This is a genomic window from Micromonospora sp. CNB394 (assembly GCF_000374985.1).
Lineage (GTDB): Bacteria > Actinomycetota > Actinomycetes > Mycobacteriales > Micromonosporaceae > Micromonospora > Micromonospora marina.
In genome coordinates, this window is record NZ_KB895843.1 from 23,774 (window position 1) to 45,660 (window position 21,887).

Annotated in this window: 16 protein-coding genes; 9 read left to right on the forward strand and 7 right to left on the reverse strand. The window is 74.1% G+C overall.

From position 1 onward, the window contains the following. Positions 1 to 47 precede the first annotated feature (47 nt). Together C569_RS0119880 and purE are read left to right on the forward strand one after the other, a co-directional pair. Positions 48 to 1,205: a 5-(carboxyamino)imidazole ribonucleotide synthase gene (locus C569_RS0119880; protein WP_018787527.1), complete on the forward strand. Its 1,158-nt coding sequence runs from the start codon at positions 48 to 50 to the stop codon at positions 1,203 to 1,205. Continuing rightward, entirely contained in the window at positions 1,205 to 1,696 is a 492-nt protein-coding gene (purE, locus tag C569_RS0119885; RefSeq protein ID WP_018787528.1) for a 5-(carboxyamino)imidazole ribonucleotide mutase, read from the forward strand. The genes C569_RS0119880 and purE overlap by 1 nt, the downstream gene beginning before the upstream one ends. 279 nt (positions 1,697 to 1,975) lie before the next feature. Here the strand turns inward: purE and C569_RS0119890 are convergent, their stop codons facing one another. Further along, positions 1,976 to 6,889 carry an SCO7613 C-terminal domain-containing membrane protein gene (locus C569_RS0119890; RefSeq protein ID WP_018787529.1) on the reverse strand — a complete coding sequence of 1,638 codons (4,914 nt, stop codon included), beginning with the start codon at positions 6,887 to 6,889 and terminating at the stop codon, positions 1,976 to 1,978. Positions 6,890 to 7,052: 163 nt separating this feature from the next. Next, a complete protein-coding gene (locus tag C569_RS0119895) occupies positions 7,053 to 8,480 on the reverse strand; it encodes a UDP-glucose/GDP-mannose dehydrogenase family protein (RefSeq protein WP_018787530.1) in 1,428 nt (475 codons plus the stop codon). 242 nt (positions 8,481 to 8,722) lie between these two features. Here C569_RS0119895 and C569_RS0119900 point away from each other — a divergent pair, with 242 nt between their 5' ends. Continuing rightward, on the forward strand, positions 8,723 to 9,886 hold the full coding sequence (locus C569_RS0119900) for an acyl-CoA dehydrogenase family protein (RefSeq protein WP_018787531.1): 1,164 nt from the start codon (positions 8,723 to 8,725) through the stop codon (positions 9,884 to 9,886). A 54-nt stretch (positions 9,887 to 9,940) separates the two neighbouring features. On the opposite strand, the gene C569_RS0119905 is transcribed toward C569_RS0119900, so the two are convergent. Then, positions 9,941 to 10,594, reverse strand: a complete 654-nt coding sequence (locus C569_RS0119905; protein ID WP_018787532.1) for a hypothetical protein — start codon at positions 10,592 to 10,594, stop codon at positions 9,941 to 9,943. Between the two features lie 23 nt (positions 10,595 to 10,617). On the opposite strand from C569_RS0119905, the gene C569_RS0119910 reads away from it, so the two are divergent. Beyond that, positions 10,618 to 11,133, forward strand: coding sequence for an acyl-CoA thioesterase (locus C569_RS0119910; protein ID WP_026268404.1), 516 nt, complete (start codon positions 10,618 to 10,620; stop codon positions 11,131 to 11,133). 319 nt (positions 11,134 to 11,452) lie between these two features. Then, positions 11,453 to 13,444: an acetoacetate--CoA ligase gene (locus C569_RS0119915; RefSeq protein ID WP_026268405.1), complete on the forward strand. Its 1,992-nt coding sequence runs from the start codon at positions 11,453 to 11,455 to the stop codon at positions 13,442 to 13,444. Positions 13,445 to 13,544: 100 nt separating this feature from the next. Here C569_RS0119915 and C569_RS0119920 read toward each other — a convergent pair whose 3' ends face one another. Continuing rightward, positions 13,545 to 14,234 carry a TIGR03089 family protein gene (locus C569_RS0119920; protein WP_018787535.1) on the reverse strand — a complete coding sequence of 230 codons (690 nt, stop codon included), beginning with the start codon at positions 14,232 to 14,234 and terminating at the stop codon, positions 13,545 to 13,547. Between the two features lie 150 nt (positions 14,235 to 14,384). On the opposite strand from C569_RS0119920, the gene C569_RS0119925 reads away from it, so the two are divergent. Then, positions 14,385 to 15,530, forward strand: coding sequence for a glycosyltransferase family 1 protein (locus tag C569_RS0119925; protein WP_018787536.1), 1,146 nt, complete (start codon positions 14,385 to 14,387; stop codon positions 15,528 to 15,530). A gap of 64 nt (positions 15,531 to 15,594) precedes the next feature. Continuing rightward, the gene (locus C569_RS0119930) at positions 15,595 to 16,686 is read left to right on the forward strand and encodes a mannose-1-phosphate guanylyltransferase (RefSeq protein WP_018787537.1); all 1,092 of its coding nucleotides are present in this window, start codon (positions 15,595 to 15,597) and stop codon (positions 16,684 to 16,686) included. Between the two features lie 11 nt (positions 16,687 to 16,697). Here C569_RS0119930 and C569_RS0119935 read toward each other — a convergent pair whose 3' ends face one another. Further along, positions 16,698 to 17,267 (reverse strand): NUDIX hydrolase, encoded by a 570-nt coding sequence (locus tag C569_RS0119935; protein ID WP_018787538.1) that lies wholly within the window; start codon positions 17,265 to 17,267, stop codon positions 16,698 to 16,700. A 462-nt stretch (positions 17,268 to 17,729) separates the two neighbouring features. On the opposite strand from C569_RS0119935, the gene C569_RS0119940 reads away from it, so the two are divergent. After that, complete coding sequence (locus C569_RS0119940) at positions 17,730 to 18,719, forward strand: helix-turn-helix transcriptional regulator (protein WP_018787539.1); 990 nt, start codon at positions 17,730 to 17,732, stop codon at positions 18,717 to 18,719. A 15-nt stretch (positions 18,720 to 18,734) separates the two neighbouring features. Here C569_RS0119940 and C569_RS0119945 read toward each other — a convergent pair whose 3' ends face one another. Further along, the gene (locus C569_RS0119945) at positions 18,735 to 19,820 is read right to left on the reverse strand and encodes a coenzyme F420-0:L-glutamate ligase (RefSeq protein ID WP_018787540.1); all 1,086 of its coding nucleotides are present in this window, start codon (positions 19,818 to 19,820) and stop codon (positions 18,735 to 18,737) included. Further along, the gene (gene cofD / locus C569_RS0119950) at positions 19,817 to 20,764 is read right to left on the reverse strand and encodes a 2-phospho-L-lactate transferase (RefSeq protein ID WP_026268406.1); all 948 of its coding nucleotides are present in this window, start codon (positions 20,762 to 20,764) and stop codon (positions 19,817 to 19,819) included. Before cofD ends, C569_RS0119945 begins: the two co-directional genes overlap by 4 nt. Before the next feature lie 99 nt (positions 20,765 to 20,863). Between cofD and C569_RS0119955 the strand changes: the two genes are divergently transcribed. After that, entirely contained in the window at positions 20,864 to 21,820 is a 957-nt protein-coding gene (locus tag C569_RS0119955; protein WP_018787542.1) for a hypothetical protein, read from the forward strand. Positions 21,821 to 21,887 lie beyond the last annotated feature (67 nt).

Sequence of the window (21,887 nt, forward strand, 5' to 3'; positions counted from 1 at the left end):
GCCCTCGCGGTCCGGCCCGGCACCGGCCCTTATAGGCTGGCGGCGCTATGGACTCCCGTACCGGTCTCCCCGTCGTGGGCATGGTGGGTGGCGGCCAGCTCGCCCGGATGACCCACCAGGCCGCCATCGCTCTCGGCCAGTCGCTTCGCGTGCTGGCGCAAGCCCCGGACGACGGCGCCGCGCTGGTCGCCGCCGAGGTCCAGTACGGCGACCACACCGACCTGGCCGCGCTGCGTACGTTCGCCAAGGGCTGCGACGTGGTCACGTTCGACCACGAGCACGTCCCCAACGAGCACATCCGCGCCCTGACCGATGAGGGCGTGAAGCTGTTTCCGCCCGCCGAGGCGCTGGTGCACGCGCAGGACAAGCGGGTGATGCGGGAACGGCTCGGTGAGCTGGGCGCGCCGAACCCGGCCTGGCGTCCGGTGGAGTCCCCGGCCGACCTGATCGCCTTCGGCGAGGAGATCGGCTGGCCGGTGGTGCTCAAGGCCGCCCGCGGCGGCTACGACGGGCGCGGGGTCTGGATGGTCGACGACGCCGGCCAGGCCGCCGAGTTGGCTGCCACGCTGCTCGCCGGTGGCACCCCGCTGCTGGTGGAGGAGCGGGTGGCGCTGCGCCGGGAGTTGGCCGTGCAGGTGGCCCGGTCACCGTTCGGGCAGGTCGCTGCGTATCCGGTGGTGGAGACGGTGCAGCGCGACGGCATCTGCGTCGAGGTGCTCGCGCCCGCGCCCGGCCTGCCCGAGGAGCAGGCCGTGGCCGCGCAGCAGCTCGCCATCGACCTGGCCACCGCGCTCGGTGTGGTCGGCCTGCTCGCGGTGGAGCTGTTCGACACGCCGTCCGGGCTGGTCGTCAACGAGCTGGCGATGCGGCCGCACAACTCCGGGCACTGGACCATCGAGGGGGCCCGGACCTCGCAGTTCGAGCAGCACCTGCGGGCGGTGCTGGACTACCCGATGGGGGACACCTCGCTGACCGCGCCGGTCGTGGTGATGGCGAACGTGCTCGGCGGCGAGCCGGGCGGCATCTCCATCGACGAGCGGCTGCACCACCTGTTCGCCGCCGAACCCGGGGCCAAGGTCCACCTGTACGGCAAGCAGGTCCGTCCGGGCCGCAAGATCGGGCACGTCACCGTGCTCGGCAACGACCTGGACGACGTACGGGCCCGGGCCGCGCGTGCCGCCCGCTGGCTCCAGGAGGGGCAGTGATGAGCACCGTCGGACTGATCATGGGTAGCGACTCGGACTGGCCGGTCATGAAGGCTGCCGCCGAGGCGCTCGACGAGTTCGGCGTGCCGTACGAGGTGGGCGTGGTGTCGGCGCACCGCACCCCGGTCAAGATGATCGAGTACGGCCGCGCCGCCGCCGGCCGTGGTGTCCAGGTGATCATCGCGGGCGCGGGCGGAGCGGCCCACCTGCCCGGCATGGTCGCCTCGGTGACCCCGCTGCCGGTGATCGGCGTCCCGGTGCCGCTGAAGTACCTGGACGGGATGGACTCGCTGTTGTCCATCGTGCAGATGCCGGCCGGCGTGCCGGTCGCCACCGTGTCGATCGGCAACGCCCGCAACGCCGGTCTGCTGGCGGTACGCATCCTGGGTGCGGCCGATCCGGTGCTGCGCGACAAGATGGCCGCCTACCAGGCGAGCCTGGAGGAGCTGGTCGCCGGGAAGGAAGCCGCGCTGCGCGCCTCCCTGACCTGATCACCCGTCACTGTGCGTGTCTGACGCGGCTGGTTGCTGTGTGTGACTGGGCGAGCGGGCGTGTTCTCACCGATGGCTCGGCGAGGTCTCCCATCACGTTGGGTGACTGTCGCTTTCGTGGGTGCAGAGCAAAGGCGGAGTGGGTCACCATCTCCGCTGCGGCCTACCGACACGGAGAGTGGCCGCTCTGTGCGCGCGTGAGCCGATCACCGCGTAGCGGGGCGCACCGTCGGACGATTCGGGCGGCACGGCGGCGTGCTCACCGTCCCGCCGACCGGCTCACCGCATACCGCGAAGTGCGGTCTGGAGGCGCTCCTGGGCGCGACGGCGGCGTTCGTTGCTCGCGCCGAGCACCAGCAGCACGATGCCGACCGGGATCAGGACCAGCCACGGGCCGAGGCTGAACAGCGCGTGCACGGCCGCGATCGCGGTCACCGTCGCCCCGACGATCACCGGGGCCTGCTGCCGGCTGGTCGAGCCGAAGATCAGCACCGCGACGGCACCGAGCAGCAGCAGCACCTGACGCAGCATGCTGGACTCGGTCGCGATCACGATCGCCAGCGTGGGCAGGAACGCGGTGACCAACGCCGGCCCGTACGCCACCCAGCTCGACAGATCGGGCCGGTGCCGCAGTTGCAGGACGCCGACCAGCAGGGCGAGCGCGGCGAACGGCAGCGTGTACGCCTCCGGCAGTGCCACGTCGGCCACCCGCATCAGGATCCACCAGGCGCTGATCTCACAGACCACCACCGCCCAGAACAGCAGGTTGCGTTCCATCGGCCGGCGTCCCGGACGGCTGGCCGCCACCCCGAGGACCGCGCCCCAGGCGGCCAGCAGCGCGGCGATGTGCCGGGGGGAGTCGTACGCCAGCGCCAGCGCGATGAGCGCCGCCCCGTAACCGCTCCACTCGACGGTGGCCGCCTCCCGGTACGCCTCGGGACGGCGCAGTCGGGGCAGCGTGGCGGCGAACACCTGCAACGCGGCGCCGACCGCGAGCACCCCGAACGCGGACCAGACGGCCGCCAGACCGGACTTCAGGCCGATCGTGAGCACGAACAGCTGTGCCATCACCGAGCCGAACAACCAGCCCAGGATGCGGGCCCGCTGGGTGGTGCCGAACAGTGCGGCGACGGCGCCCACACCGACCGCCCCGCCGAGCGTCAACACCGTCAGGTCGCTCGTGGCGAGGCTGCCGGCGAGCCCGGCGCCGCCGGCGGCCAGCCCCAGCGCGAAGACCAGCACCCGGGCCACCCGGATCGAGCGGCCCGGCTCGGCGATCGCCGGCGGCGGGGTCAACGCCAGCCCGAGCATCGAGATGGTGAACACCGCCAGCGCGGCCAGCGCGGTCACCGGCCAGCCCCGCCCCAGCGCCACCGGAGCGATCAGCAGCGTGATCGCCGCGCCGGGCAGGATCACCGGCACCGCCCGGGACCGGCGGCCGCCGCTGAAGCCGGTGGCGGCGAGCGCCGCGGTCACCGTCAGCAGCAGCGCGGTGAGCACGTTCGTGGGATCGACCGCCTCCGGCGGGGGAGTCAGCAACTCCGGTGGTGGCCCCTGCCATACCCGGCTCAGCACCGCGAACGGGGCGAACAGCGCCACCACGAGCGAGGGCGCCAGGGTGGCCAGCGCCAGCGCGGTGGGCAGCGCCGCGGCAGCGAGCGCACCGGCGGCCGGACTGACCCGCCAGCGCAGCTCCGGATCGTCCGGGTCACGCCGCAGCGCCCCGTTGAGCAGCACGGTCCAGCGGCGTACCGGCCGGCCGGAACCGGCGGGCGGGACGGTGGCGGCCCGCACCAGCTCGGCGAGCACACCGAGCAGCGCGGCGGCGGCGGCGAACACGCCCGCCGGCAGGCCGACAGCGAGCGCCGCCGCGGCGGTGACGGTGGCCGCTCCGACCACCGCGACGCTCGCGTACGGCAGGTACTGCGGCACCTGCCGGCGTACCGCGGCGATCGCGGCCAGCCCGATGCTGGCGGCGGCGAGCGCGGCGGTGAGCACCACCTGGGGCGGGCGGCCGTACTCGACTGCCAGCGCGGCCACCGCGCCGGGCAGCGCGAGCAGTGCGGCTCCGGCGCCCGCGCCGCCCACCTGCACCAGATGCGGCGGCATGCCCTCGGCGCGGACGTCGTCGACGAGGGACGGCGCGAGCGTGCGCGCCACGGCCGCCACCGTCGCGCCGATCAGCGCGATGCTGCCCAGCGCCAGCGCTGTCGTCCACGGCCGTACCAGCCCGGCCCCGGCCGCGTGCAGCGCCACCACCCCGGCTACCGTGGCCCGGGACAACGCCGCCCGCGGATCGACAGCGGCCGCCGCGGCCATACCGTAGACGGTGGCCACCATGCAGCCGACCAGCACCGGAGACCACCAGGGCAGGCCGAACGCGGCGGGGGCGCCGACGGTGGCGAGCACGGCGGCCAGGCCGGACACGTCGTACTTCCACGGTGGCGGCAACAGGATGGCCGCGGTCACCGCCAGCAGCGCCAGCGCGACCGGAGCCTGCCAGGCCGACCCGCCGGTCGGCGCGGCCGGCCAGCCGGTCAGGTCACCGGCCCAGATCGGGCCGGGGGTGGCCAGCACGCCGAGCCCGCCGCGCAACGCGCTCCAGGCCGCGATCAGGCCGATCAGCGTGCCACCGGCGGCGATGCCGAGGATCGGGCCGCGCCGCCACTCCTCGGGCAGCGCCCGGGCGGCGACCGCGACCAGCAGCACCAGCGCGGAGGCCACCACGAGCTGGCCGCCGGGGGCGAGCACCGTGGCGATCCGGGCCAGCGTGGCGACGAGAGCCACGGTGGTGGCGGCCAGCGCCAGGTCGGACCCGTCGAGGGACATGTCGGCGCGACGCCCGGCGTCGATGCGCGGGGCGAGCGCCAGCAGCGCGGCCGCGACCAGGAGAAGGCTGCCCACCCACGCGTCGGCCGAGGTCGCGCCGGGCGCGCCGAACGCGGCGGCGGCGACCGCCACCGTGCCGAGGACCGTGCCGAGCGCGTGCGGCATGCTCAGGTGCCGCTGCGCCACCTGCACCAGGGCGGCGTACCCGAGCGTGACGCAGACGGCGAGGAAGCTCGCCGCGAGGATCGGCACGGTGATCTCGCGCAGGTTCGCCGGTGTGGCGACCGGCGGCGTCGGCACCGTGGCCGCCACGAACGCGGCGACGGCACCGGGCAGGGCGAACGCCGCGCCACCAGCGGCCCAGGAGCAGACCGTCTCCGTCGCGGCGGCGGCGAGCCGGACCCGCGGGGCGAGGGACACCAGCGCCCCGGCCAGGAACAGCACGGTGAGCGCGGCGGCGGTGAGCGCCGGGCGGGCGAGCGAAGCGCCCGCGCCGATCAGGCCCAGCCCGGCCGCTGTCACCGCGTGCGCCACAGCGGCCCGTTCGGTACGGGCGGTCAGTCCGAGCACGCCGACCGCTACCGCGGTGAGCAGCATCGGCCAGCAGGCCGCCGCCCAGCCCAGACCGAGCGAGGCGGGTACCGCGAGCGCGGTGAGCGCCGCGCCGACCACCGCGAACTCGCGCCGGATCTCGGGCGGCAGCGCGATCACGGCGGCGACGGTGAGCAGCAACGCGCTGGCCGCGAGCTGCCAGCCGGTCGGGCCGACCGCCCGGGCCAGCTCGGCGTGCCATCCGGCCAGATCCGCCGACCAGGCGGGCAACGCGGCCCGGACCGGGGCCAGCCCGGCGCGCAGCGCGCCACCGGCCACCACCAGGCCGCTGACCGTGAGCGCCACCGCGGAGGCGATCTGCGGACCACGCCGGGCCGTCTCCGGTACGGCCCGGACGGCGAGCCCGGTCAGCGCGATGACGGCGGAGACGAGCAGCAGGGACCGGCCGGGCAGGGCCACCGAGGCGACCCGGCCGAGCGCGCCGATGACCGCGAGCGTGAGGAGGCCGGCGCCGATGTCCGGAAGCGGCGGCCGGCGCAGCACGAGCGTCCCGGCCAGCGCGACCAGGGCGGCGAGCAGCAGTACCGTGCCCGCGGCGGCGGCCGGCGGCACGGTGGCGGCGCGCAGCAGACCGGCGACCGCGTACGCCAGCGCGACGACGACCGCCACGCCGTACAGCAGCCAGGTCAGCTCGGGCAGCCAGGGCACCGGGCGGACGCTGGCGGTCGCGGCCGGACCCGGCGGTGTCTCGCCCCCCAGCACCTCGGCGGACTCCTCCGGCGCCGACTCCGGGCGGTCGTCGTCGGCGCGCTGCCGGGGCGGGGCGGGCGGCACCGGCCCGGTGGCGGACAGGTCACGCCGCACGGGCCGCTCGCGTACCACAGCCGAACGCGCGAGCGCCAGATCGAGCACCGCCACCACGGTCAGCACCAGCGCCCAGCCGGCCAGCCCGGTGATCCGCTCGTACGCCAGCAGGGGCAGCACCGGCTGGGCGGCCAGCACGGTGGCGAAACGTGGCGCGCGCAGACCCGTCCCGTACGCGTACCCGAGGGCGACGAGCGTGGTGACCAGGAAGATCGTCCCGGCGAACGCGGCCCCCGATCCGTCGCCGCCGATCCGGTCGACGGCCCACAGCGCGTACCCGGCCAGCGGCACCAGCAGCAACCCGACCGCGGCGATGGTCTCGGCGGTGGAGGTGAGCCCGCGCCGGGCCAGCACCGGCGGGGCGAGCAGCATCAGCGCCGTCGCCACCAGCAGCACGCCCAGGCGGGCCAGCGCGTCCATCGAACTGGTGGCGACCGCGGCGAAGACCACGGCGGCCACGCCGAGCAGGAGCGCGCCCAGCCCGAGCGGGATGTTCTGCACCTCGCGCGAGGACGCCTCGGGCGGGTGCTCCGGATCGTCCGCGTCGAGCCAGCGCGGGCGACCGCGCGGCGGCGACGGGGGCAGGTCCTCCGGAGGGCCGGGCGGCGCGGTGCCCTGGCGGGGCACCCGGGGCGGCGCGCCGGTGGCGGCGGTGGGCGGGCGGCGGCCGGGCCGGCGGCGCAGGACCCGGCGCGGCCGGGTGGCCTGCCGGATCCGTTCCTCACCGGCGTGCGCCAGGATGTCCCGCTGGAAGAGGGCGGCCTGCATCTTGGCGGCGATCTGCCGCTGTTCCCGGGCGATCTCGGCGTCGCGGGCCTTCATCTCGGCGATCGAGCGCTCGATGCCGGCCAGGTGCTCGGCCCACTGGGTCTGGTGCGCGCCGCAGTGCGGGCAGACGACGGCGGGCTTGATGTCCTGCCCGCACGAGGCGCACCTGAAGCTCTCCACGACAGTCTCCCGTCCGCCCGTGCCCCCGCACTGTGGACCTCCCAGAGGCAGCATGCCTTGAGTGGGCCGGGATTTCGACACTTGCCACCGCGTTCCGGAGAACAAAAACGGACCGGCCGCCGGGGAGACGTTCCCCCGGCGGCCGGTCCGCACGGTCAGCGGGTCAGGGGCGGCCCATACCGCGGTACTCCCAGCCGGCCTGCGTCCACAGTGTCGAGTCGAGGCAGTTGCGCCCGTCGACCACCTTACGGCCGTTCGCCAGCTCGCCCAGCGCCACCGGGTCGGCGTTGCGGAACTCGGCCCACTCGGTGAGTACGCACACCAGGTCGGCCCCGCGGACGGCGTCGTTCATCGTCTCCTCGTACGTCAGCTCGGGCACCGCCCGGCGCGCGTTCTCGATCCCCTGGGGGTCGAACACGTGCACGTCGGCGCCGGCCTTGCCGAGCAGCGAGGCGACCGCGAGCGCCGGCGCGTCGCGTACGTCGTCGGTGTTGGGTTTGAACGTGGCGCCCAGCACCGCGACCCGGGTGCCGGACAGGTCCGGCCCGGCCGGGCCGGAACGGCGGCCGAGCAGTTCGGCGGCGAGCTGCACGACGCGGCTGCGACGGCGCTGGTTGATCAGGTCGACCTCGTGCAGGAAGCGCAGCGCCTCACCGGCGCCCAGCTCCTGCGCGCGGGCCTGGAAGGCGCGGATGTCCTTGGGCAGGCAGGCGCCGCCGAAGCCGAGCCCGGCCTGCAGGAAGCGGTTGCCGATGCGGGGGTCGTAGCCGATCGAGCGGGCGAGCTGGGTGACGTCGCCGCCGGCCGCCTCGCAGACCTCGGCCATCGCGTTGATGAAGGAGATCTTGGTGGCGAGGAACGCGTTCGCGGCGACCTTGACCAGCTCGGCGGTGGCGAAGTCGGTGACCACCAACGGCACCTCGCGGTCCTCGGTGGCGGCGAGATCGAAGACGCCCTTGTGGGCGGCGAAGAGCATGCCGTTGGCCCACTCGCTCTTGACGCCGACCACGATCCGGTTCGGACGCAGCACGTCGTCGACGGCGAAGCCCTCCTGGAGGAACTCGGGGCTCCAGGCCACCTCGACGCCGAGGTCGGCCGGGGTGTGCTTGCCGACGAGCTGCTCCACCCACTCGGCGGTGCCCACCGGCACGGTGGACTTGCCGACGATCAGCGCCTTGCGGGTCAGGTGCTGGGCGAGGCCGGTCACCGACGCCTCGACGTACGACAGGTCGGCGCCCATCCCGTCGGCCCGCTGCGGGGTACCGACGCAGATGAAGTGGACGTCGCCGAAGTCGGCGGTCTCCTGGATGTCGGTGCTGAACCGCAGGCGGCCGGCGGCCAGGTTGCGCCGCAGCAGCTCGTCGAGACCGGGCTCGTGGATCGGCACCTCGCCGGCGTTCAGCTTGGCGATCTTGTCCGCGTCGACGTCGAAGCCGAGCACCTCGTAGCCCAGCTCCGCGTAGCAGATGGCGTAGGTCGCACCGAGATAGCCGGTGCCGAGGAACGTCACCCGCGGGCGGGCGGCGCCGGACGGCGGGGTCACCGCGGCGATGGCGGGCATCGGCTGGGTGTTCGGGTACGGGATGGTCACGCCTGTCTTCTCCGCTCGCACTGGCGGCGCTTCCACGCGTCGCATTCTGCTGGGGCGCCGAGGCCGGGCACCGAGGGGATGTCTGCTGTGAGGGTAATGGGCTGGGACGGGCGAGGCTCGGGCGCGAGCCTACCCGCCGGTAAGGTTCGGCCGGGCCCGGTGGCTATCCTTCAGTCTGCGGCAGTCGTCGGCCCCCGGGCGGCACAGACTGCGCATGATAGCGGTGAAAGGGGAGGGCCGACATGGCCGCAGAGCAGTCGTTCGACGTCTACCGGTTGCCGGAGGAGCACGAGGCGATCCGGGAGGCGGTCCGTGAGGTCTGTGCGGCCAAGGTGGCTCCGCACGCGGCCGAGGCGGATGAGGCAGGTGAGTTCCCCAAGGCGTCCCACGAGGCCCTGCGCGCGGCCGACTTCCACGCCCCGCACATCCCGGTCGAGTACGGCGGCGCCGGCGCGGATGCGCTGGCCACGGCCATCGTGATCGAGGAGGTGGCCCGGGCCTGCGCGTCGTCCTCGCTGATCCCGGCGGTCAACAAGCTGGGCACCATGCCGCTGCTGCTGGCCGGTTCCGAGGAGCTGAAGCGCAGGTACCTCACGCCGGTCGCGGCCGGGGAGGGCATGTTCTCCTACTGCCTCTCCGAGCCGGAGGCGGGCAGCGACGCCGCCTCGATGACCACCAAGGCGGTACGTGACGGAGACCACTGGGTGCTCAACGGCGTGAAGCGGTGGATCACCAACGCGGGCGTGTCGGAGTACTACACCGTGTTCGCCGTGACCGATCCCACAGCCCGCTCGAAGGGCATCTCCGCCTTCGTGGTGGAGAAGTCCGACCCGGGCGTCAGCTTCGGCGCGCCCGAGAAGAAGCTCGGCATCAAGGGCTCGCCCACCCGCGAGGTCTACTTCGACAACGTGCGGATTCCGGCCGACCGCATGATCGGCGCCGAGGGCACCGGCTTCGCCACCGCGATGAAGACGCTGGACCACACCCGGGTCACCATCGCCGCCCAGGCCGTCGGCATCGCCCAGGGCGCGCTGGACTACGCCAAGGGCTACGTGCAGGAGCGCAAGCAGTTCGGCAAGCCGGTCGCCGACTTCCAGGGCATCCAGTTCATGCTCGCCGACATGGGCATGAAGCTGGAGGCGGCGCGGCAGCTCACGTACGCCGCGGCCGGCAAGTCCGAGCGCGGCGACGCGGACCTGACCTACTTCGGCGCGGCCGCGAAGTGCTTCGCGTCGGACGCCGCCATGGAGATCACCACGGACGCGGTCCAGCTGCTCGGCGGCTACGGCTACACCCGCGACTACCCGGTCGAGCGGATGATGCGGGACGCCAAGATCACCCAGATCTACGAGGGCACCAACCAGGTCCAGCGCATCGTCATGGCCCGTCAGCTGCTCAAGGGCTGACCGCAGGACGTTCGGGCGGGCGGGCCGGTCGCGTACCGGCCCGCCCGCATTCGTTCAAGGGCTCTCGGTGCCCTCCGGCCGGCCCGCTCCGCGCGGCGGCGCGGACCACGGCGACTCGCTGCCGGCGCGACGGGGCAGGGGCTCGGTGGGGGTCTCGGGGTACGCCAGCGTGAGCGGCGGCGTGTCCGGGTCCTTCGCCGGCGCCGGGGGCCAGTCGGTGAGCGCCGGCTTGTGCTCCGCCGGTGTGACGGCCGGGGTCAGCTCCGCCCCGGCCGTCGGGGGCGTGGCGGGACGCCGCCAGCGGCTCGTGCTGAACACGGCCATCAGCAGCAGCACGCCGACGAGGAACAGCGTGCCGTCGTCCAGCGGGTCGCGCAGCGGCAGCGGGTCACCGAGCAGCCTCAGGTCGTCCGGCAACCGGTCCCGCACGCTGAACGGCGCGACGAACAGCCCGAGGTACGGAACCGCGAGCAGCAGGCCGGCCACCAGCGGGCCGAACGGCGAGAAGCGCAACGTGCCGAGCAGGCCGAGCAGGATGCCGGCGACGCCCAGATAGACGGCCGGCTCGATCAGGTTCGGTGTGCTGTACGTCCCGATCTCCACCCAGCGGTCGACGGTCCGCTCAGATCCGTCCTGACCGAGGGTGACGAGCACCCAGGTGACCGGCGCCACCGCCAACCCGGCGAGGAAGCTCCAGAGATGTCGCATCCGCGCACCGTACCGTTTCCGGCATGACAGATCATCCCGCGGTCCCGTCGGGTAAACCCACGTCGTACTCCCGCGTCACGCTCAGTCGCATCATGACCGCGGTCGATGTCAATCTGTACGGGACCGTGCACGGTGGGGTACTCATGAAGTTCGTGGACGACGTCGCGGGTGCGGCGGCGGCACGGCACAGCGGCGGCACCGCGGTCACCGCCTCCATCGACGAGATCGTCTTCTCCGAGCCGGTCCGGGTGGGTGATCTCGTGCACGCGCACGCGCAGGTCAACTGGACCGGCCAGACCTCGATGGAGGTCGGGGTGAGGGTGGTCGGCGAGCGCTGGGACTCGGCCGAGGAGGAGCCGGTGCGGGTCGCCACCGCGTACCTGGTTTTCGTGGGCGTCGACGTGGGTGGCTCGCCCCGTCCGGTCCGGCCGGTGCTGCCCGAGACGCCGGAGGACGAGCGCCGCTTCCGGGAGGCCGAGATCCGGCGCGCGCACCGGCTCGCCCGGCGCCGCGCGATCCAGGCCCACCGCGCCGGCTGAGGGTGCAAGGAAGGGCCCCCTCTTAACGCCTGCGGTAGAGGAGGGGCCCCTTGTTAACCCCCCCGCCGACGCGCGCCCGCCTCCGCGGACGGCGGACCGCCCGCCGGAGGGTGAGGTGTTAACAAGGGGCCCTTCACATGCACGAGGCGTTAATAGGGGGCCCTTCCTTACAGCTGGGCCACATGGGGTGGGGGTGTGGGGTGTGGGCGGGGCACGCCCCGTACGGCGCGCCCGGCGCGGACAATGGCGGCACGAGGTAGGGCAAGATGGCGCCACGGCCCCGGCACACCGTCGTGGCGGGCCCAGGGAGGGTGGAACAGTGGCTGACGTGCTGTGGACGCCGCCGGCGGACGTGCGGGAGCGGTCCCGGATCGGTGACTACCTGCGCTGGCTGGCCGAGCACCGCGGGCTGGAGTTCGCCGACTACGACGCGCTGTGGCAGTGGTCGGTGACCGACCTGGACGGGTTCTGGCGCTCGATCTGGGACTGGTTCGACGTCGTCGCGCACACCCCGCCGAGCGCCACCCTCACCGGCCGGGCCATGCCGGGCACCCGCTGGTTCCCCGGCGCGACGCTCAACTACGCCGAGAACGTGCTGCGCATGCCGGGGCTGGGCGACGACGACCCGGCGGTGATCGCGCACGGGCAGACCCGCGCGCCGGAGACGCTCACCGCGGCCGAGCTGCGTGAGCGGGTCCGCCGGGTGGCCGCCGGGCTGCGCCGCCTCGGCGTCGGGCCGGGCGACCGGGTGGCCGCGTACGCGCCGAACATCCCCGAGACGTACGTCCTGCTGCTCGCCACCGCCAGCGTCGGCGCGATCTTCTCGTCCTGCGCGCCCGAGTTCGGCACCCGCAGCGTCACCGACCGCTGGCAGCAGATCGAGCCCACGGTGCTGGTCGCCGTCGACGGCTACCGGTACGGCGACAAGCCGGTCGACAGGCGCGCCGAGGTGGCCGCGATCCGGGCCGCGCTGTCGTCGCTGCGGCACACCGTCGCCGTCGCGTACCTCGATCCGGACGGCCCGGCTCCCGACGGCGCACTGCCGTGGGCGGAGCTGGCGGCGCCGACGGACGAGCCGTTGACGTTCACCCCGGTGGCGTTCGACCACCCGCTCTACGTGCTCTACTCCTCCGGCACCACCGGCCTGCCCAAGCCGATCGTGCACGGTCACGGCGGCATCCTGCTGGAACACCTCAAGATGCTGGCGCTGCACCACGACCTGGGTCCGTCCGACCGGTTCCTGTGGTTCACCACGACCGGCTGGATGATGTGGAACTTCCTGGTCTCCGGTCCGGCGGTGGGCGCGGCGATCGTGCTGTTCGACGGCAACCCGGGCCACCCCGACCTGGGTGCGCTGTGGCGGCTGGCCGCCGACACCGGCACCACGTACTTCGGCACGTCGGCGCCGTTCCTGCTGGCCTGCCGCAAGGCCGGGCTGGTGCCGCGCGAGATCGCCGACCTGTCCGCGGTGCGCGGCCTCGGCTCGACCGGCGCGCCGCTGCCGGCCGAGGGGTTCACCTGGGTGTACGAGAACGTCGGCGACCGCCTCCAGCTCCAGTCGCTGTCCGGCGGCACTGACGTGTGCACCGGCTTCGTCGGCGGCGTGCCGCTGCTGCCGGTGTACGCCGGGGAGATCGCCTGCCGGGCGCTCGGCGCGAAGGTGGAGGCCCGGTCGGCCGACGGCGGCGCGGTGATCGGGCAGCTCGGCGAGTTGGTGATCACCGAGCCGATGCCGAGCATGCCGGTCGGGTTCTGGAACGACCCGGACGGCGCCCGCTACCGGGAGGCGTACTTCGAGGTCTACCCCGGCGTGTGGCGCCACGGGGACTGGATCACCGTGAACGAGCGCGGCGGTTGCGTGATCACGGGCCGGTCCGACGCCACGCTCAACCGGGGCGGGGTGCGCCTCGGCACCGCCGAGTTCTACTCCGTGGTGGAGGGGTTGGACGAGGTGGTCGACTCGGTGGTCGTGCACCTGGAGGACGACGAGGGCGGCGCGGGCGAGTTGCTGCTGTTCGTGGTGCTCGCCGAGGGCCTGGAGCTCGACGACGAGATGCGGCGCAAGATCTGCCGGGAGCTGCGTACCGCGCTGTCGCCGCGGCACGTGCCGGACGAGATCCACCAGGTCCGGGCCGTGCCTCGCACGCTGAGCGCGAAGAAGCTGGAGGTCCCGGTCAAGAAGATCCTGACGGGCACCCCGGTCGACAGCGCGGCGGCCAAGGGCGCTCTGGCCAACCCGGAGTCCCTGACGGCGTTCGCCGCCCTGGCCCAGCGCCGCGCCACCACCGACAGCCCTGTCTCCCCGCGCTGACCTTGCACCTTCGCCCCGACGCCCCGACGTCCCGACGAGAAGGGTGAATGCCCCCGCGCCGAGGACCGGAAGTGCAAGATCGACGGGAGAGGTGGCGGGCTCAGGCCAGGCTGTGCGTGGTCTTCTCGGCTGTGGAGCGCGCTTCAAGGCGGGCCGGGTCGGGGTGGGCGCAGGCCACCACGCTGGCGCCTGCCGTGAGCGGGGTGAGCAGCCAGTCGACCGGGTCGGGGTGCCGGGTCACGTCGACCAGGAGCCGGTCGCCGGAGGTGAGGCCCAGTTCCGCGGCGCGGGCCTGCGCGCGGGCCAGCAGCGCCGCGTCCCCCTCGCCGGCTGCGGGGTACGGCGTGAAGTGGTCCCCGTGTCCGCGTACCGCGGCGACGAAATCGGTGCAGCCCGGAGGTGCCTGCCGCATCGGCAGCGCGAACGGGTCGAGGGCCAGCGCGTACCGCTCGCCGGCCGGCCAGGCGGCCGCCTCGTCCACCCGGTCGGCGGCCACGAACAGCACCTCCACCGGGCCCGGTGCGCCGGTCACTGTCAGCTTCGCCGACCAGCAGCCGAGCAGCACGGCTGCGGTCTGCCAGTGCGGCGGCAGCAGCACCCCGGCCGCGTCGCCGGGCGCGGCGCCCACCTCGTCGGTGAGCAGGTTCGCGGTCTTCGCCACCCAGTTCGCGAGCGTCGCCCCGGAGAGTTCGGTGCGCTCGCCGGTGGCGTCGTCGTACCAGGTCAGCAGTGGTCGGGTGGGGTCGGTCGCGATCGCGTCGGCGAACACCCGGGCAATGTTGTCGGCCATCGACGCGAACGATACGCGCCGCGCTTGCGTACTCGATGACAACGACAAGTCGGCGTACCGTCGGGTCGCGGTCAGCGGCTTGCGCCCGGCCCGGCGTACGCTTGCCGACAGTGTTCTTCCCCACAACCGCGCCATCTGAGGAGTCGCCCCGTGACCGCCGGTCGCCCGCCCCGCGTTCTCATCGACGCCACGAGTGTCCCCGTCGACCGTGGTGGCGTCGGTAGATACGTCGACGGACTGCTCGGCGCGCTGGGCCGGGTCTGCGGCACCGGCGTCGACCTGGCCGTGGTGAGTCTCCGCACCGACCTGGAGCGCTACCGCCGGATGCTGCCGGGCGCCGAGGTGATCCCCGCCCCGGCGGCGGTGGCGCACCGGCCGGCGCGGCTGGCCTGGGAGCAGACCGGCCTGCCGCTGCTGGCCCAGCAGGTCGGCGCCGAGGTGCTGCACTCGCCGTTCTACACCTGCCCGCTGCGGGCCGGATGCCCGGTGACGGTCACCGTGCACGACGCGACGTTCTTCACCGAGCCGGAGCACTACGACAAGTCGCGCCGGACGTTCTTCCGCAGCGCGATCAAGACGTCGCTGCGGCGGGCCGGCCGGGTCATCGTGCCGAGCAAGGCGACCCGCGACGAGCTGATCCGGCTGCTGGACGCCGACCCGACCCGGATCGACGTCGCCTACCACGGCGTCGACCAGGACGCGTTCCACGCGCCGGGCGACGAGGAGAAGGCACGCGTCCGGGCTCGCCTGGGGCTGGGCGACAGCAGCTACATCGCGTTCCTCGGGGCCAAGGAGCCGCGCAAGAACGTACCCAACCTGATCCGCGGCTGGGCCCGGGCGGTGGCCGACCGGCCGAACCCGCCCGCGCTGGTGGTGGCCGGCGGCCAGGGCCACGACGACGACATCGACCGCGCGGTGGCCGAGGTCCCGTCGCACCTGCGGCTGCTGCGCCCGGGCTACCTGCGCTACGCCGACCTGCCCGGTTTCCTCGGCGGCGCGCTGGTGGCGGCCTACCCCTCCTACGGTGAGGGCTTCGGCCTGCCGATCCTGGAGGCGATGGCGTGCGCCGCTCCGGTGCTCACCACGCCGCGCCTGTCCCTGCCCGAGGTGGGCGGCGACGCGGTGGCCTACACCAGCGAGGACCCGGACCAGATCGCCACCGACCTCGGCGCCCTGCTTGACGACGAGCAGCGTCGGGTCTCACTCGCGAAGGCCGGCTTCGACCGGGCCAAGGAGTTCACCTGGGAGTCCAGCGCGGAGGTCCACATCGCGGCGTGGCGACGGGCCCGGTCCTGAGCGCCGGCTGCCGGTCCCGGGCGACCGACCGTGACGGCTCGCCCGCTTCGGGCATGATGTGTTGATGTTCTACGCCGTCATCCCGGCGGGCGGCAGCGGCACGAGGTTGTGGCCGTTGTCCCGTGCCGGCCATCCCAAGTTCCTCCACCCGCTGACCGGCACCCCCGCCTCGCTGTTGCAGGCCACCGTCGACCGGTTGTCGCCGTTGACCACGCCGGAGCACACGCTCGTGGTCACCGGGGCCGCGCACGCCGCGGCGGTGGCTCGGCAACTGGCCGGCCTGCCGGAGGAGAACATCCTGGTCGAGCCGTCGCCGCGCGACTCCTGCGCGGCGATCGCGCTGGCCGCTGCGGTGATCGCCACCCGGACCCCGGACGCGGTGATGGGCTCGTTCGCCGCCGACCACCTGATCGGCGACCCGGCCCGGCTGGCCGAGGTCGTGCGGCAGGCCGTCCGTGGCGCGGAGCAGGGGCTGCTGATGACGGTGGGCATCACCCCGACGCGTCCGGAGACCGGCTACGGCTACCTGGAGACCGGCGAGCCGGCCGGGGACGGCCCGCTGCGCCCGGTACGCGAGTTCAAGGAGAAGCCGGCCGCCGAGGTGGCCGAGGTGTACGTCCGCTCCGGCCGGCACCTCTGGAACGCCAGCATGTTCGTCTGGCGGGTGGACGTCTTCCTGGCCGAGCTGGCCCGCCAGCAGCCGGAGCTGCACGCCGGGATCACCGCCATCGCGGCGGCCTGGGGCACCCCGGAGCAGGACGACGTGCTCGGCCGGGTCTGGCCGACGCTGCCCCGGATCTCGGTCGACTACGCGGTGATGGAGGGCGCGGCGACGGCCGGCCGGGTGGGTACGGTGCCCGGCGACTTCGGCTGGAACGACGTGGGTGACTTCCACACGCTCGGCGAGGTGCTGCCCGCCGACGGCGCCGGCAACGTGGTGCTGGGCGGGGACGCGAAGCCGGGCGTGCTGCTGCACGACACCACCGGCACGGTGGTGGTGCCGCACTCGGGCCGGCTCGTGGCCGCCGTCGGGGTGCACGACCTGATCGTCGTGGACACCCCGGACGCGCTGCTGGTCTGCCCGCGCGACCGCGCGCAGGACGTGAAGAAGATCGTGGACGAGCTGAAGGAACGCGGCGAGGAGGGCCTGGTCTGATCCGCCGCCGCTCAGCCGCCGGCGTGGCGGGCCAGCACCGCGAGCGCCGGCGGCACGAGCTGGGCGGTGGCGTGGGCGAGCGGCTCGGGCAGGCGGTCCGGCGGGAACCAGCCGAGCGCCTCGGACTCCGTGCTGACCCGCTCGACCGCCCCGGCCGGGGCCAGGGCGGCGTACCGGACGTCGTAGTGGAACGACCCGCCCTGGCAGGCGACCTGGTGGATGTCCACGTCGATCGGTTCCGGCTCGACGGTCAGGCCGGTGATGCCGGACTCCTCGGTGGCCTCGCGCAGCGCGGCGGCCACGAGCGTCCGGTCGGCTGGTTCGCAGTGCCCGCCGAGCTGCATCCACCTGCGGATCTTGCCGTGCAGGCAGAGCAGCACCCGGCCGTCCGGGTCGAGCACCAGTGCGCTCGCCGTGACGTGTCCGGCCCGGTGCGTCCGGCTCATCGCGACCGGTCCGTCGGCCAGCAGCGCCAGGGTCCGGTCCCGGGCGGCACCGGCGGCGGGGCTGGTCGCCGTCCAGCGGCTCAGCGTCGCGACGGCGTCGGCGTGCAACTCGGTGTACGGATTGGGATCGGGCACCCGGACACTCTACGAGCGCGGCCTCCGTACCCTGGCGCGGCGGCCCTGCGACTCGTCGAGTTCTTGGTGGCCGGTAACGAGGCGAGCGACCTCCTGCCGGTGCGGTCGGCCGCGCTGCTGCGGGCGCACGGCGCGCGCCGCGGAATCTCCGTCCTTCAGGGCGGAGAGGATGTCAATACGTCACCGACGAGGACCATCACCATCGGGTGGCGCTCTGGATCGGATGAGCGAGGGCCGGGCGGCACCCCTGCGGCTGATGCCGCAGACCCTCGTGGTGCCACCCGGCCACGCCCGTCGGCCGGGTCGACGTTGCGTCCCGGCGTCGGCAGGCAACAGAGAGTTTGCCGAACCGGCCCGCCCAGCGTCGAGGTCTTTCACCTGACGCTTAAAGATGGAGGTTAGTACCGGCGGGTACAGTGCGAAGTGTGGCGGGCACCCCCGCCGTCCGCACGGGAGCGATCCATGTTGAAGATCATTTTCTCGGACGAGGACGTCCTGCGGACCCGGGTCGCGCCGGCCGCGGACCCGCTCTGGGAGCTGGTCCTCAGCCTGCACCTGCTCCAGGGGCGCAGCCGGGACCCGATGATGACCACGTGGCGGCGCGCCGTGGCGCACGGACTGCGGACCGACACCGACGCCGAGCAGTACCGTCTGCTGTTCGCGCTCAACCCGCCACGCGGCTACTTCCCCGACTTCCTCACCCCGTTCGCCAGCCGGGAGGGCTTCGAGGCGGGGCTGGACGCGGTCCGGGGCACCTCTGTGGACATGCTGCGCCGGGACCTGACGCTGCTCGCCGGGGAGACCCCGCTCCCGTCCTCGGCCACCGCGCTCGCCCGTGGCGAACCGGAGACGCTGCACCACCTTACCGACGCCATGGCGCGATACCAGTCGCTCGCGGTCAAGCCGTACTGGTCCCGGGTGCAGGCGGCGGTCGAGGCGGACCGGGCCCGGCGGGCCCGTGCCATGCTCGACGGCGGCGCCGAAGGGCTGCTGGCCAGCCTGCGGCCGAACATGCGCTGGGTCTCCGGGGTGCTGGAGGTGCTCGACTACCCGGACACCCGGGAACTGCACCTGGACGGCCGGGGACTGCTGCTCGTGCCGTCGTTCTTCTGCTCGCGTACCCCGGTGGCGCTGGTCGACCCGACGCTGCCACCGGTGCTGGTCTACCCGGTCGACCGGCTCGCCGGCCTGACGCCCGCGTCCGGCCCCGCCGCGTCGCCGCAGGGCGAGGCGCTCGCCGCCCTGATCGGCCGTACCCGCTCCCGGGTGCTCCAGGCCGCCGACGAGGGCTGCACCACCGGCGAGATGGCACGCCGGCTGCGCATCTCCGCCGCCGCGGCCAGCCAGCACACCACTGTGCTGCGCAATGCGGGGCTGCTGGTCAGCCAGCGTGACCGAAACACCGTCCTGCACACGCTCACGCCGCTGGGCCGGGCCGTCCTCGACGCCTGACCCGGCCCGTCGGAGTCAGAGCGCCAGTGTGGCGCTCGCGGTGCTGCCGGACGGGGGCGGGAGCAACGTCGAGTCGATCCCCTCGGCGGCCAGCGCGGCGCGCAGGCGTTGCAGGTCCGCGCCGAACCGGACCAGGTCCGCCGGGTCGACCGGAGCTGGCGCCGCGCCGAGCAGCAGACCGGTGGCCGAGGCGGGCCAGCCGGGCACCGTGTCGGCGAGCCCGGCGCGCACCTCGTCGTCGGTGACGTGGGTGAACACCGTGCCCGCGGCGACCGCGTCGGCGACCGCGTCGATCGCCCGCCGCACCGCGGCCGGGTCGGCGGGCTCGGGTCCGGTCCGGTCCGGCAGCGTCGCCGCCGCCCGCAGGCCGGCGGCGCGCGCCTCGGCCGTACCGAGGGAGAACAGGTCCATCGAGGCGTCGCGGACGAGCGCGCGGGCGCCTTCGTCGTCGTCCCGGGTCGCGGCGAGGTACCCCCTGACCACCGCGACCGGCACCTGATCGCACTTGCCCTTGATCAGCTCACCGGCGGCGGCCAGTTCGTCGACCACCGCCATCTGGGTGACGAACAGCTCGTTGCCGTACGGGTCGACCTCGCCCCGGTGGTCGCGGATCGCCGGCATGCCGGCCACCCCGAGTGCCACGTCGGTGAGCCCGTTGCGCCACGGGCGTCCCATCGTGTCGCTGACGACGACGGCGACGTCGAGGCCGTGCCGGTCGCGCAACGCGACCCGCAGGGCCCGGGCGGACGCGTCCGGGTCGACCGGCAGCAGCACCAGCCGGGTCTTGTCCACGTTCGAGGCGTCGATGCCGGCAGAGGCCATCACGAACCCGTGGTGGGTCTGCACGATCCGGGTCGCGCCCCGGGCCGCCACCACCCGGGCGGTCTCCCCGGCCAGGATCCGGTCCCGCTCGGCGAGCCGTTCCGGGCCGTCGGCCGGCACGTCGACCAGCCGGCCCTCCGCCTTGGACACGATCTTGCTGGTGACCACGAGCACGTCGTGGTCGCGCAGCCAGGGCGCCGCGCCGGTGATCAGCGCCGCCAGGTCGTCGCCCTCGGTCACGTCACCGATGCCGGGCACCGGCAGGATCTCCAGCCTCACATCAACTCCAGCGCGGCGCGCACCATCGCGACGGTCGTCGCCTCGTCGGTCATCCGCAGCGGCGCCGCGCGGACGGTCACGTCCGGCACCACCGTGCCCTCGTCCTCCGGCGCGACGAGCCACCCGTCGAGCAGCCCGCCCGCCGACCGGGCGCCGTAGAGGCCGCCCACGCCCGCCGCGCTGCACTCCACCCCGAGCACTGCGAGGCAGCGGTCCGCCATGCCGCGTACCGGCGCGCCGCCGATGATCGGCGACACGCCGACGACCGGGGCCGGTCCGCCGGCCACCGCTTCGCGCAGCCCGGGCACCGCCAGCACCGGGGCGATGCTCACCACCGGGTTGCTCGGCGCGATCAGCACCACGTCCGCGGCGGCGACGGCCTCGACCACGCCGGGCGCGGGCTTCGCCGTGTCGGCGCCGACGAAGACGAACCGGTCGGTCGGTACGCCGGCCCGATACCGTACCCACCACTCCTGGAAGTGGATCGCCCGGCGGCCCTGCTCGTCGATGACGACGGCATGGGTCTCCAGGCGGTCGTCGGTGGCGGGCAGCAGCCGTACGCCCGGCTGCCAGCGGGCCGCCAGCGCCTCGGTGACCTGGGACAGCGGGTAACCGGCGTTGAGCATCTGGGTGCGTACCAGGTGGGTGGCGACGTCCTTGTCGCCCAGGCCGAACCAGCTCGGCTCCGCGCCGTACGCGGCCAGTTCGTCCTTCACCGTCCACGTCTCGCCCGCCCGGCCCCAGCCCCGTTCCGGGTCGGCGCCGCCGCCGAGCGTGTAGAGCACGCTGTCCAAATCGGGGCAGACCTTCAGCCCGTGCAGCAGCAGATCGTCGCCGACGTTCACCACTGCGGTCACGTCGGCGCCCACCTGGCGGGCGTACGCCCGCACGCCGAGCAGGAAGCGGGCACCCCCGATGCCGCCGGTCAGTACCACGATGCGCATGGCGTCCATCCTTCCGCACGCGCCGCCGTCGATCGTCCGGTGGCCGGAGAGACTACGCTCACTTCGGCAACTGTCCGTTTTCGTCCCCTGGGGGAGTCCGTGAGCAGCCCCGCCGAGCCCGCGTCCGGCGACGCCGCGCAGGCCAGCCAGTTGATCAAGCCGTTGCGCGAACTCGCAGCGCTCGTCCTTCTCGGCGCCAACGCCGTGCTTCTCTTCGTCGGCCTGCTGCGCCTGCTGGTGCCGGTCGACTACAGCACGGTCACCAGCCGGGCCGGGAGCACGTACTTCGCCTTCATCGGCTTGGAGGCGACCGTCCTGCCGGTGCTCGCCGTCCTGATCGCCACCGTGATCCTCCCGGTCGTGCCCAAGGCCAAGCTGATCACGCAGGTGGCGCTCGTCGAGTACGCGGTGTCGGCCGTGTTCGGCGCGCTGACGTTCCTGATCTGGCTGGTCGGCCGGCTCGCCGACGGCGAGGTGCTGGACGCCTTCCTCGGTCTGCTCACCCGCGTGGCGTGGCTGGCGATCTTCGGGGTCGCCGCGTTCGTGGTGTTCAAGATCTGGCGCACGCTCTACTACGTGCCGAAGCCCAAGCCGCAGCCGGGTGTGTACGGCCAGGCCCAGCCCGGCTGGCCGCAGCAGCCGGGCCAGGGCTACCCCGGTCCGGGCGGCTACCCGCAGCAGCCCGGCCAGGGCTACCCGCAGGCCGGCTCGCCGTCGCCCGGCTGGCCGCAGCAGCCCGGCCCGTACGGCCAGCCCCAGTCGGCGCCGCCGTTCAACACGGCCCCGCCGCACGCCCCGCAGTCCGGCCCGCCGCAGTCCGGCCCGCCGTCTGGCGCCCCGCAGTCGGCGCCGCAGTCCGGCCCGCCGTTCCCCGGGCCGCAGCAGGCGCCGCAGTACGGCTCGCCGCAGCCCGCGCCGCCGTTCGGCCAGCCGCCGTCGGCGGACCCGACGCAGGCGATCCCGCGCCAGTCCGCCGAGCCGGGAGCGCCGTCACCGGCCGCCGACGACGAGCGGACCCAGCGGTTCGACCGCGAGGACCCGAACCGGCCCCGATGAGTTCCGCGCGGCGGGCGACGGACGTGGTCGCCCGCCGCGACCTCGGTCCGCCACTGTCGTCCGCCGC